Source organism: Amycolatopsis kentuckyensis (genome assembly GCF_041679295.1).
GTDB lineage: Bacteria > Actinomycetota > Actinomycetes > Mycobacteriales > Pseudonocardiaceae > Amycolatopsis > Amycolatopsis kentuckyensis_A.
On sequence record NZ_JBGDMD010000001.1, the window covers coordinates 589,193 to 601,897 of the forward strand.

Genomic DNA, 12,705 nt, shown 5'->3' on the forward strand with positions numbered 1-12,705 from the left:
GGAGAAGACAAATGCCATACGCACTGGGCATCGACGTCGGCGGCACGTTCACCGACGCGGTCGCCTCCGACGGCGCCGGCCGGATCGTGTCGGCCAAGACGCCGACGACCCCGCCGAACCGCGAAGCCGGGGTCATGCGCGCGATCGAGGACCTCGCCGCCGAACTCGGCATCGGCGTCGGCGAACTGCTTTCGCAGACCGACTACATCGCCCACGGCACGACCGCCTCGATCAACGCGCTGGTCCAGAGGCAGGTCGCCGACGTCGGGCTGATCGCCACCAAGGGCCACCGGGACGCGATCTACATCATGAACGCCGAGGGCCGCACCCTCGGCCGCTCGGCCCACGAAATCCAGGACACGCTCCGGCAGCGCAAACCCGCGCCGCTGCTGCCGAAGTACCGGGCACTGGAGGTCACCGAGCGGATCGACCACGCCGGGAGGGTCCTGGTGCCGCTGGACGAAGCCGAGGTCCGTCGCGTCGCACAGTCCCTTGTGGACGAAGGTGTCGAGGCGATCGCGGTCTGCCTGCTGTGGTCGTTCAAGAACGGCGTCCACGAGCAGCGCGTGCGGGAACTGATCCACGAGATCGCCCCGGACATGTACGTCACGCTGTCCTCGGAGGTCAGTCCCCGCATCCGCGAGTTCGCGCGCACGTCGACGACGATCATGAACGCCCAGGTGGGTCCCCGCTTGCGGACCTACCTGCTGCCGCTGCAGAAGCACCTGGAGGAGAACGGCCTCAAAGGACCGTTGCTGGTGATGCAGAGCGAGGGCGGCACGATCACCGCCGACCGCGCGCCGGAGCACGCCATCACGACCGTGGGGTCGGTGCTGTCCGGAGGCGTCGTCGGCGGGATGCGGCTGGCCGGGCAGCTGGGCCACCGCAACGTCATCACCACCGACGTCGGCGGCACGACGTTCCTCGCGGGGCTGATCGTCGACGGCGAGCCGGTGATGGCGCCGGGGTCCATCGTGAACCAGTTCCCGATCAACGCGGCGACGATCCGCGTGCACACCATCGGATCCGGCGGTGGCGCGCTCGCGTCCGTGGACGAAGGCGGGAACCTGCGGCTCGGTCCGCAGAGCGCCGAAGCCGTCCCCGGCCCGGCTTGCTACGGCAACGGCGGCACGCGGCCCACGAACACCGACGCCAACCTCGTGCTCGGCATCCTGAGCGAGCGCGGCCTGCTCGGCGGCCGCAAGCCGCTGCGCCTGGACCTGGCGCGGGAGGCGATCCGGGTCCACGTGGCCGAGCCGCTGGGGCTGACGGTCGAGGAGGCCGCCATCGCGATCCACGAGGTGCAGAACGCGCAGGCGGGTGACCTCCTGCGCCGCGCGGTCGTCCAGGCCGGGTACGACCCGCGGGACTTCGTCGCCTACGCCTTCGGCGGCGCCGGTCCCGCGCACTGCGCCGGGTACTGCCAGGACCTGGGTGTGCGGGAGGTCGTCGTGCCGCTCGGGCCGGTGGCGTCGGCGTTCTCGGCGTACGGGCTGGCGGCGTCGGACGTCGCGTTGAGCGCGGAACTGTCGGACCCGTCGGCGTTCCCGGTCGGCCACACGGTGCTCGAGTCGCACTTCGCGCGGCTGGAGGCCGATCTGCAGCGCGCGCTCGACCGGCAGAAGGTGAAGTTCCACGACGTGACGCTGCACCGCGAGATCGACCTCCGCTACTCGATGCAGGTCACCGAGCTCGCGACGGCCGTGCCGGACGCGAAGTTCACCGAGCGCACCGGCGAGGAGATCCTCGAGCGCTTCGAAGAGCAGTACGAGCGCATCAACGGCAGTGGCGCCGGGTACCGCGAGGCGGGGGTGCAGGCGATCACCTACCGCGTCCGCGCGAAGGCCGGTCTCGGCTTCCCGGTCGCGCTGCCGGAAATCCCGGCGGCCGAGGGACCCGACCCGCGTGCGGCGCTGCTCGGGGAACGCTCGGTCTGCCTCGATTCGCAGCTCGGTTACGTGATGACCCCTGTCTACGACTACGCGCGGCTGCGGGCGGGCCACGAGCTCGCCGGCCCGGCGATCGTCGACGTCCCGACCACCGTGGTCGTGGTCCCGGCCGGGGTCACCGGCCGCGTCGACCACCTCGGCAACCTCGTGCTGCGCTACCAGTGAGGACACCATGACTTCCCGAATCCCCGGAGCGGACGAGTTCACCAGCCGCCCGATGCCCCGCGAGGAACTGCTGCGGCAGATCTCGCCGTCCCTGCCGCTGCACCAGGTGGACGACGGTGAGGTCGACGCCCTGACCTACGAAGTCGTCCGGCACCGGCTCTGGGCGATCACCCAGGAGATGGGGGAGACGCTGCGGCGCATGTCGGGCTCGCACGTCGTCACCGAGTCCAACGACTTCAACTTCTCCATCTGCGACGAGCTCGGCGAGCAGGTCCAGGTCGGCACCTACAACATCGGCCTGATCGGGTCGATGGACCTGGCCATCACCTGGACGTTGCGCCACCGCGGCGACAACCCCGGCATCGCCGAGGGCGACATGTTCCTGTGCAACGACCCGTGGATCGGCGGCGGGCTGCACCAGAACGACGCCGCGGTCCTCGCGCCGATCTTCCACGACGGCAAGCTGTTCGGCTGGACGACGGCCATCGCCCACCAGGTCGACCTCGGCGGCCCGCGGCCGGGCTCGTTCAGCCCGTCCGCCCACGACGTCTTCGGCGAAGCCGTGCCGACGCCGCCGATGAAGGTGGTGCGCGGCGGCGTGCTGCAGCGCGACGTCGCCGACGCGTGGGTCCGCCGGTCGCGGTTGCCGCACCTGGTGGGGCTGGACCTGCGCGCCAAGATCGCGGCCAACAAGAACGCGGCCGAGCAGATCCTGCGGCTCATCACCAAGTACGGCGCCGGCACGGTCAAGACGGTGATGCGCCGGATGATGGACGACGCCGAACGCCGGCTGCGCGCCAAGCTCGAAAAGCTGCCCGACGGAACCTGGTCCGCGGTCGGCTACCAGGAGCAGTCCCGGACCGGCGACCGCGGCCTGCACGCCATCAAGGTCGCGATGACCAAGGAAGCCGGCAAGCTCGTCTTCGACTTCCGCGGCACCGCCGGGCAGACCGGCATCATCAACTGTCCCTACCCGGGGCTGCGCGCCGGGATCGTGTTCACGATGCTTCCGTTGCTGGCGGGGGACATCCCGTGGGCCGCGGGTGGGCTGATGCGCTGCTTCGAGATCATCACCGACGAGGACACCATCACCAACGCGTCCTTCCCCGCCGCGGTCGGCAAGGGCCCGTTCGGGCCGGCGTGGGGCTCCGGCAACCTGGTCGCCGAAGTGCTCGCGAAGATGCTCGACGCCGAACCGGACCACCGTGCCGACGTGCAGTCCATCTGCAACGGCACCACGGACCTCTGCGTGGTGTCCGGTGTGGACACCCGCGGCGGCGGCAGCAAGGGTTTCGTGTCCCCGGTCTTCGACGTCATGGCCGGCGGCTACGGGGCGCAGGTGCACCACGACGGCGTCGACACCGGCGGCCGGCTCATCATCCCTTCCGCGCGGGCACCGGACGTCGAAATGACCGAGTACCTCTACCCGCTGGTCGCCCTGTGGCGCCGGGAGCAGACGGACTCCGGCGGACCGGGGCGGCAGCGGGGCGGGATGAGCGGCTCGGTCTGCTACGTCCAGCACCCCGACCAGCACGGGACGTTGTCGTTGGTCGTGTCCGGCACCGGCAAGGTCGCGAACCAGAACGTCGGCCTGGCCGGCGGTTATCCGGGCAACTCCCAGCTCGACCTGGTCGTGCGGGGGGTGCACCGACCCCAGCTCGCCCAGGCGGTCACCATCCCCGGCCACCTGGGCGAGCTGGGCGGGGAGATCGAGGTGCTGCCGTGCGAGGGGGAGTCGGACCTCGGTCCCGGTGACGCGCTTTACCTGCACTGGCAGGCCGGAGGCGGCTACGGCGACCCGCTGCTGCGGTCGCCGGAAAGCGTGCGCGAAGACGTGCAGCAGGTGCGAGTGTCGTCCGATGCCGCACGGGACGTCTACGGCGTCGTGCTCCGCGACGGCGAAGTGGATGTGACCGCGACGGACGGGGCCCGTGAGAAGCTGCGACGCCGTCGTTCGCCGGGCGCCGCGCTCAAGCCGATCGGCACACCGGACTTGGGCGAGGTGCGCCGGCTCGACGACAACCTCGCGGTACTCGGGAGTGGCATGGTGGCTTGCGTCCACTGTGGAACCGAGATCGGGCCGCTGGACGGGGGCGCGTTCGTCGCCGGGCTCACCCGCCGGGACGCGGCGCCGACCGAAGCGGGCCCGCACATCTGGCACGACCCGCTCGAGTACGTCGACGCGGAGATCGTCTTCCGTCAGCTCTGCTGTCCCGGCTGCCTGACCGCGGTCCACTCCCGCGTCGTGCCGGTGGACCATCCGTTGCCCGCCGATGAGTACCGGACCTGGACGTAAGACTCTGGATAGAACGATCTGTCTTGACATCGCGCGACGGGGTTGGCAAGCTGAGATGAGATAGAACGTTCGGTCTTGTAAAGGGGAAATGGTGACTACTGTCGACTCGCCCGCCGTAGGTGGGTTCGCTCCGGCGCTGCGCCGGTTGTACTTCGTGCGGTTCGCGTTCGCCATCGTGTGGGCGGTCCTGGTGTTCCTGACGACCAAGTCGGGGCTGGGGGCGGTCGGCATCGTCCTGGCCGTGCTCTACCCGCTGTTCGACGTCGGTTCGGCCATTGTGGACGCTCGCTCGGCGAAGAGCGGCGGATCGGTGACCGCGCTGTACGTGAACATGGCGATCAGCCTGCTCGCGGCCATCGGGATCGGCGTCGCGTCCGCGTCCGGTGTGGCGGGCGTGTTGCGGGTGTGGGGTGTCTGGGCGATCGTGGCCGGCGTGGTCCAGCTGATCGTCGGCGTCCGCCGCCGCAAGATGGGCGGCCAGTGGCCGATGATGCTCAGCGGCGGCATCTCCGTGCTGGCCGGCGCCAACTTCGTCATCGGCGCCTCCGCGGCCGACCCGTCGCTGGCCAATGTGGCCGGCTACGCCGTCCTCGGCGGCATCTTCTTCCTCGTCTCGGCGATCCGGCTCGGCCGCGCCGCCAAGGGGAACTGACGTGACCGGCTACGACGTCGTCGTCATCGGCGCGGGCCCGGTCGGCGAGAACGCGGCCGACCGGATCGTCCAGGGCGGGCTGACCGCCGCCATCGTAGAGCGGGAACTGGTCGGCGGCGAGTGCTCCTACTGGGCGTGCATGCCGACCAAGGCGTTGCTGCGCAGCGGGGCGGCGCTGCGCGCGGCCCGGCAGGTGCCCGGCGCGCGGGAAGCCGTGACCGGCGAGCTGGACGTGGCGGCCGTGCTGCGGCGCCGCGACTCCTTCGCCTCGGACTGGAACGACGAGGGGCAGGTGTCCTGGCTCGAATCGGCGGGTATTCCGCTGTACCGCGGGCACGGCCGGCTCGCCGGGGCCCGGGTCGTCGAGGTGACCGGTGCCGACGGCACCACCACGACGCTGACCGCGCGGCACGCGGTGATCGTCGCGACGGGCAGCAGTGCGCTGGTCCCGGACATCGAAGGCCTCCGCGACGCGAAGCCGTGGACGAGCCGCGAAACCGTTGCGGCGAAGGAGGTTCCGGCTCGGCTCGCCGTCATCGGCGGCGGAGTGGTGGCCTCGGAGATGGCGACCGCGTTCAGCGAACTGGGGTCGTCGGTGACGATGCTGGCCCGCGACGGTGTGCTGCACATGCAAGAGCCGTTCGTCGGTGAGCAGGTGGCAGCCTCATTGCAGGACAAGGGAGTTGCGGTCCGCATCGGCGCCGAAGCGGGGTCCGTCAAGCGCAACGCCGACGGCACGGTGTCCATCACGCTCACCGACGGCGAGCAGGTCGAAGCCGACGAACTGCTCGTCGCGATCGGCCGCACGCCGAACACCCAGGACCTCGGCCTGGAGAACATCGGCTTGACACCGGGGGCTTGGCTGACGGTCGACGACACGATGCGGGTCAACGACTGGCTCTACGCGGCCGGCGACGTCAACCGGCGTGTTCTCCTGACGCACCAAGGCAAGTACCAGGCCCGCGCGGTCGGCGACGTCATCGTCGCCCGCGCGAAGGACGAGCCCGTGGACGACGCCCCCTGGGGCCGCCACGCGGCGACCGCCGACGAGCGCGCGGTCCCGCAGGTCGTCTTCACCGACCCCGAGGTCGCTTCGGTGGGGCTCACCGCCGCCAACGCCGAGGCGGCCGGGCTGCGCATCCGGGTCGTGGACTACGACCTGGCCGCCACCGCCGGATCCGCCCTGCACGCCGAGGGCTACCGCGGGCACGCCCGGATGGTCGTCGACGAGGGCCGCAAGGTGATCGTCGGCTTCACCCTCGTCGGACCTGACGTCGCGGAGATGATCCACGCGGCGACCATCGCGGTCGCCGGCGAGGTGCCGATCGACCGGCTCTGGCACGCGGTCCCGGCTTTCCCCACCGTCAGCGAGGTGTGGCTGCGGCTGCTCGAAGCCCACGGCCGCTGACCCACCCGGCCGGCGCCCCGGCCCCGCCGCGATCCGGCGGGGCCGGGCACCGGCACGCCGTTCTTCGTCAAGGGCTCGGTGAAGAGGCACCATCGAGGTGTCCGCACTCGGCGCAACCTGGCGGAGTTCGGGGTGATCGAGCGGGTCGAGGCACCGGACGACGGTGCGGCGGAGAGCCGGTTGACCTTCGATCGGGGCGCTCGCCGGCCGCCACATCCGATCGCGGTGGACCGGAAGTTCAGGGCACGGTGCGAGGTCGGAGCGCCGACGGCTCGCCCCGCTTCAGGGCTTCGACGTGCTCGGCGAGGGCGAAGGCGTCGCTGAGGGTGGCGCCCGTGTCGAGCCGGTCGATGATCGCGGTTTCGGTCTTCTTGATGGCGTGGGCGGCGGTGAGCAGGTCGCGGATCCGGTCCGGGGCCACCACGACGAGTCCTTCGCCGTCGGCCAGGACGAGGTCGCCGGGGTTCACCGTGACGCCGCCGCAGGTGACCGGGATCTGCAGCTCGCCGAGTTTCGCCGACGTGCCGGAGAGCGGCGTGACGAATCGGCTGTAGACGGGCAGCTCGCAGCCGGAGACGTAGGCCATGTCGCGGTAGCCGGCGTCGACGACGAGGCCGCCGAGGGAGCGCGCGAGGGCGCCGCGGGCGAACAGCTCGCCGCCGAGGGCGATCTCGCGCTCGCCGCCGTCGACGACGATCACGTCGCCCGGCTCGGCGGCTTCGACCGCTCGGAGCACGCCGAGGAAGTCGTCGCGGCACCGGACCGTGAAGGCGGGCCCGAACATCCGCGTGCGAGCGGAGCGGGCGCGGATCGCGCTGTGCAGCACGCGAGTGGTTTTGTCGGCATCGCAGAGCGCGGTCGTGTCGACCGCGGAGAACTGTCGGGCGAGTTCGTCGTGCACCGGCATGCCGGGATCGTAACCGCGGGCCACCCATCGGCAGGACCGGAAGCTGCCCGTGTCAGGGCGGTGTTCCCCTCGTGTCAGCGCGCTCCGCGAACGTGGCTGTCATGACCGAAGCCGACGGACCGGAGGTTCCGAAGATGACCAGGGGGATCCTGAACAGGGTGCGCGTGGGGGTGACGGCGCTGGCGGTGACGCTGCTCGCCGGCACGGCCGTACCGGCGGCGGCCGCGGCGCAGGACCGGCCGGACCTGCGCGCGACGCTGCAGGCGATCGTCGGCTCCGGGTTCACCGGGGTGCAGCTGCGGGTGCGTGACCGTCGTGGTGACTGGACCGGCAGTGCCGGGCTGCGGGAACTGGGCGCGGCCGCCAAGCCGCCGACCGGTGGGCGGTTCCGGATCGGCAGCACGACCAAGACCTTCACCGCGGCACTCGTGCTGCGGCTGGTGGCCGAAGGCCGGCTCGGGCTCGACACCCCGGTGGCCGGCTACCTGCCCGAATCCGGGTTCGACCCGCGGATCACGGTGCGGATGCTCCTGCAGCACACCAGCGGGCTCTTCAACCACACCGGCGAGTACTACGACGACGGGACGGTCGCGCCCGGGATTCCGTGGTCCGGCAAGGACTGGGTGGAGAACCGGTTCCACACCTACCTGCCGCAGGAGCTCGTGCGGTACTCCCTGTCCCGGCCGCCGCGGTTCGCCCCGGGCACCGGCTGGAGCTACGCCAACACCAACTACGTCGTCGCCCGGCTCCTCGTCGAAAAGGTCACCGGTCGTCCGTTCGCCGACGAGCTGCGGCGGCAGATCCTGCGCCCGCTCGGCCTGCGCGACACGGTGGCGCCGGGTACGTCGCCGGAGCTCCCCGGCCCGCACGCCCACGCCTACTACCGGTACTCCGACGGTGGGCAGGAGAAGACGGTCGACATCACCCGTCAGAACCCGTCCTGGATCTCCAGCGCCGGGGAGATGATCTCGACGACCCGGGACCTCGGCACCTTCTTTTCCGCGCTGCTGGGCGGGAAACTGCTGCCGGCGCCGCTGCTGGCCGAGATGCGGAAGCCGCACCCGACCCCCGACCCGACGAGCGACTACGGGCTGGGAGTGTTCGAACTGCACGCGGACGCGAACTGCAGCGGAAACGTGCTGTACACCCACAACGGCAGTGTCCAGGGCTACGGCACGCTGGTGTACAGCACACCGGACGGCAGCACGACCATGACCGCCTCCATCACCTACGTGGACACCGGAGCCGCCCCCGCGGAGGCGTACCAGACGGCGGTGCGGAGGCTCATCGCCGGAGTGTTCTGCACCGGCTGAGAGCAGCCGGCCGGGGCACGCGGGTCCGGAGGACTGAGCGGCGCCGCGGCGCTAAAAATCCGTAAATACGGGTAAAGGTGCCGCCGACAAGGCCGCGATCGGCGTCGTCCGGCCACAGTGGACCGGTAGGGTCCCGCCTCGATGTGCCAGGCGTACTGGCCGGAGGAGGACGCGTGAACCAGCAGACGACCACGGCGGCGCGCACGCCGTCGCCGGGCCGCGACGGGGCACGGCTGGGTCTCGTGGTCGGCGCGCTCGGCGTCGTGTTCGGGGACATCGGCACCAGCCCGATCTACACGCTGCAAACGGTGTTCAACCCCGCGGACCCGCACCCGGTGCCGGTGAGCGCCGACAACGTCTTCGGCGTGGTGTCGCTGATCTTCTGGTCGGTGATGATCATCGTGACCGTCACGTACGTGCTGCTGGCCATGCGCGCCGACAACGACGGCGAGGGCGGCATCATGGCGCTGATCACCCTGCTACGCCGCTGGAGCGGGCCGCGCGGCCGGCGCGCCGCCGTCGTGCTGGCCGGGCTGGGCATCTTCGGGGCCGCCCTGTTCTTCGGCGACAGCATGATCACGCCGGCGATGTCGGTGCTGTCCGCCGTCGAGGGCCTCAAGGTCGTCGACGAGTCGTTCGACGACTGGATCGTGCCGATCACCGCGGTGATCGCGGTGGTGCTGTTCCTCGTCCAAAAGCGGGGCACGGCGGCGGTCGGGCGGGTGTTCGGGCCGGTGATGATCGCCTGGTTCGCGGTGATCGGCCTGCTCGGGGTCACCGGCATCGCCGGTCATCCGGAAATCCTCAAGGCACTTTCGCCCACGTACGCGCTGGGCTTCGTGATCGGCCACTTCGACATCGCGTTCTTCGCGCTGGCGGCGGTCGTGCTCGCGGTCACCGGCGCCGAGGCCCTCTACGCCGACATGGGTCACTTCGGCCGCAGGGCGATCACCCGGGGCTGGCTCTTCCTGGTGCTGCCCGCCTGCGTCCTCAGCTACTTCGGCCAGGGCGCGCTGATCCTCGAGGACCCGGCGAACATCAGCAGCCCGTTCTTCCTGCTCGTCCCCGGCTGGGGACGCCTGCTCATGGTGCTGCTGGCGACGGCCGCGACGGTGATCGCGTCGCAGGCGGTGATCACCGGGGCGTTCTCGGTCGCCTCGCAAGCCGCCCAGCTGGGTTACCTGCCGCGGCTGCGGATCGCGCACACGTCGGAGACCGAGCGGGGCCAGATCTACGTGCCGTGGGTCAACTGGCTGCTGCTGGTCTCGGTGCTGACGCTGATCTTCGCGTTCCGCAGCTCGGCCGCGCTCGCGTTCGCCTTCGGGATGGCGGTGACCGGCACGATCACCATCACCACGCTGCTGTTCTTCTACGTCGCCCGCGCCAAGTGGGGCACGCCGCGCTGGCTCATCGGGGCCGGCGCGGCCGTGCTGCTGGTCGTCGACCTGCTGTTCGCCGGCGCCAACCTGACCAAGCTGGTGCACGGCGCGTGGCTGCCGCTGCTGATCGGCCTGACGGCGTTCACGGTGATGATCACCTGGCAGCGCGGGCGGCGGATCGTCACCGCCGAACGCGAGCGTCGCGAAGGCCCGCTGCGGGAGTTCATCGACGAGCTGAGCGACCGCGAGACGCCGACGCGGCGGGTCCCCGGCACGGCGGTGTTCCTCAACCGGGGCGGGCAGACCGCGCCGCTGGCGCTGCGGGCCAACGCCGAGCACAACCACGTCCGCCACGAACAGGTCGTCATCATGTCGCTGGAGACCGAGCCGGTGCCCCGGGTGCCGGCCGGGCAGCGGGTGACCGTCGAGGACCTGGGCCACGCCGGCGACGGGATCATCTTCGTCACCGCCCGCTACGGCTACATGGAAACCCCCGATGTGCCGGGCGCGCTGGCGCGGCTCGATCCGGCGGAGACCGAGGGGCGGCTGGACCTGGCCGAGGCGTCGTACTTCCTGTCCAAGATCGAGCTCCGGCGCGGCCCCGAGCCGACGATGGCGGGCTGGCGCAAACGGCTGTTCATCGCGACGTCGCACCTCACCGCGGACGCCGCGGAGTACTTCGGCCTGCCGCGCGACCGCACGGTGATCATGGGCTCGCAGATCGACGTGTGAGCCGGGGCCGGACGCACACCCGCAGGTCCGGCCCCCGGGTCAAGGGAGGCCGGCCGCGGGTGTGGTGGGCCGCCGCGAGGTCAGTTCCGGCACGTCCAGAGCGTGCCGATCTGCCGCGTGTTGTCGGTGCTGACCCCCGCGATCCACCGCCCGTCGGCGCTGATCGCGGTCGGGTAGAGCGGGTAGGTGTTCCCGAGCTGGGGCAGCTGCAGCTGGCGGCCGTTTTTCCAGCGGGCCGGGGTCCCGGAGCGGTTCTTCGCCGCGACGACGCCGTTCGCCGCGAGCACCCCGCCCTGGGCGTACGTGCTGTCGGGCAAGGGGCGCTCGGCGCCGGTCACCACGTCGATGAAGGTGAGCTCGTCGCCTTCGGCGCCGCCGCGGTCGGCGATCAGCACGCCGTTCGCCAGGTCCGACGCACGGTGCCCGCCCGGGCCGATCACCGGGAACGACCGCACGACCGTGCCGTCCAGCCGGTAGACCGTCTGCACCTCGTCGCCCGCGAACCCCGCCGAGCCGAGGACGAATCCGAGGTCGTCCACCTTCAGGGCCATCGTGTACACTGGACCGTCGTCGAGCACCCGCGGCGTCCTCGTGCCCGCCGGCCAGACGACGGCGCGGGACAGGCCACCGACCCAGGCGTATCCCGAGACGTCGCCGCGGGCGTTGATGTCGGTCGCCCCGGAGCCCGGCTCGCCCGGCTCCGGCAGGAACGTCGTCACGCCACCCGAGCGGATCGCGGCGCGCCGGGTCCCGTCGGCGAACTGCGAACCGACCATCACGCCGCCGGAGTTGATCGCGGACGGGACGAACGCCCCGAGGTCCGTGGTGACACCGTCGCGCCACAGCAGCCCGTGTTCGTTGTCGCCGAAGTGCGACCGGCCGAGACCGACGAAGGTGCCGCGGTCGTCCGTGCCGGCCGGGTAGACCTCCTCGCCGGCGACCGACCCGGGCAGCTCGGTCACCCGGCACACCGCGGCCGGAGCGAGCTCCGCCGCGGACGCCGCCGCCGGTGCGGCGACCGCGAGCACGCTCACGGCGGCCAGCAATTTCAGTCCTGCTCCCACGTTTCCTCCCCTGGTGAACCGCCGGGCCCGCGCGGGCCCGGCCGAACCCCTCACGCGCGAGCCGGTCCTTCGGTTGAATACTCGGGTGCGGGCTCCGTACCGTGGCCACGCCGACGGCGACGGCATCCGATTTCGCCCGCGTGCGCTCCGACCGCCGGAGGGGTGGGGGTGAGGGTTCACCGTTCGGTGATGGCGAAGCTGCCGTCGAGCTTGGCCACCAGGTCCCCGGCCAAGCCGGGGGCGAGGTCGTGTGCCCATCGGTCTGCCGCGTCCAAGAAGCCGAGGAGGTCTTGGTTCGTGCTGTGCAGTTGCGCGGTGACGACGTCCAGCGGCGCCGTGATCGCGTGCTCGATCGGGGGCGGGTCCTCGCCGAGGCCGCCGTCGGGCCAGATGCGCACGGCGTTGTCGAGGTGCTCCACCCAGGGTGCCGGGCTGTGGCCGAGCCACGGCCGGCCCCCGCGCGGCACGTCGGTCCATTCGCGCCAGCTCTCGAGGCCGCAGCAGCAGCTCGGCGGGATAGCGACTCCTGTCCGCGTGTCACGGGCCAGCAGACCGCCGGCGGCGATCAAGCGGTCGGCCTCGACGATTGCCCGGAGCACGGCGACAGCGTCACGAGAATGTGCGGCGGTGGCATCGGATCCTTGAGGGCGCAGGGCCGCCATCACGGTGCCGACGTCGAGCGGGGACATGTCCGCTGACACGCGGATCAGGGGGCGCCCCGCACGGGCGGTGATCGGCCAGAGGGTGAAACCGGCCGCGCCGGCCGCGTCGATCACCGGTTCCAGGACGAGCATGGCTGTCAGTCTTCACGGGCGATCCGTCAGCACGCAACGACATTCG

General features: G+C 71.4%; 9 protein-coding genes. 6 read left to right on the forward strand and 3 right to left on the reverse strand.

Annotation, left to right across the window (positions count from 1 at the left end; genetic code table 11):
* The first annotated feature begins 11 nt into the window (after positions 1 to 11).
* From ACERZO_RS02665 to ACERZO_RS02680, 4 genes are all read left to right on the forward strand, one after another.
* Positions 12 to 2,114, forward strand: coding sequence for a hydantoinase/oxoprolinase family protein (locus ACERZO_RS02665; protein WP_372661080.1), 2,103 nt, complete (start codon positions 12 to 14; stop codon positions 2,112 to 2,114).
* A 7-nt stretch (positions 2,115 to 2,121) separates the two neighbouring features.
* Entirely contained in the window at positions 2,122 to 4,410 is a 2,289-nt protein-coding gene (locus ACERZO_RS02670) for a hydantoinase B/oxoprolinase family protein (RefSeq protein WP_372661083.1), read from the forward strand.
* Between the two features lie 88 nt (positions 4,411 to 4,498).
* Positions 4,499 to 5,062, forward strand: coding sequence for a hypothetical protein (locus tag ACERZO_RS02675; RefSeq protein WP_372661086.1), 564 nt, complete (start codon positions 4,499 to 4,501; stop codon positions 5,060 to 5,062).
* Between the two features lies 1 nt (position 5,063).
* Positions 5,064 to 6,470 carry a dihydrolipoyl dehydrogenase family protein gene (locus ACERZO_RS02680; RefSeq protein ID WP_372661089.1) on the forward strand — a complete coding sequence of 469 codons (1,407 nt, stop codon included), beginning with the start codon at positions 5,064 to 5,066 and terminating at the stop codon, positions 6,468 to 6,470.
* A gap of 238 nt (positions 6,471 to 6,708) precedes the next feature.
* Here ACERZO_RS02680 and ACERZO_RS02685 read toward each other — a convergent pair whose 3' ends face one another.
* On the reverse strand, positions 6,709 to 7,377 hold the full coding sequence (locus tag ACERZO_RS02685; protein ID WP_372661092.1) for an RraA family protein: 669 nt from the start codon (positions 7,375 to 7,377) through the stop codon (positions 6,709 to 6,711).
* 134 nt (positions 7,378 to 7,511) lie between these two features.
* Here ACERZO_RS02685 and ACERZO_RS02690 point away from each other — a divergent pair, with 134 nt between their 5' ends.
* Both ACERZO_RS02690 and ACERZO_RS02695 read left to right on the forward strand, forming a co-directional pair.
* Positions 7,512 to 8,690: a serine hydrolase domain-containing protein gene (locus ACERZO_RS02690; RefSeq protein ID WP_372661095.1), complete on the forward strand. Its 1,179-nt coding sequence runs from the start codon at positions 7,512 to 7,514 to the stop codon at positions 8,688 to 8,690.
* A 173-nt stretch (positions 8,691 to 8,863) separates the two neighbouring features.
* The gene (locus ACERZO_RS02695) at positions 8,864 to 10,801 is read left to right on the forward strand and encodes a potassium transporter Kup (RefSeq protein ID WP_372661097.1); all 1,938 of its coding nucleotides are present in this window, start codon (positions 8,864 to 8,866) and stop codon (positions 10,799 to 10,801) included.
* 80 nt (positions 10,802 to 10,881) lie between these two features.
* Here the strand turns inward: ACERZO_RS02695 and ACERZO_RS02700 are convergent, their stop codons facing one another.
* On the reverse strand, positions 10,882 to 11,865 hold the full coding sequence (locus tag ACERZO_RS02700) for a hypothetical protein (RefSeq protein ID WP_372661100.1): 984 nt from the start codon (positions 11,863 to 11,865) through the stop codon (positions 10,882 to 10,884).
* Between the two features lie 176 nt (positions 11,866 to 12,041).
* Positions 12,042 to 12,659 carry a hypothetical protein gene (locus ACERZO_RS02705; RefSeq protein ID WP_372661103.1) on the reverse strand — a complete coding sequence of 206 codons (618 nt, stop codon included), beginning with the start codon at positions 12,657 to 12,659 and terminating at the stop codon, positions 12,042 to 12,044.
* Positions 12,660 to 12,705 lie beyond the last annotated feature (46 nt).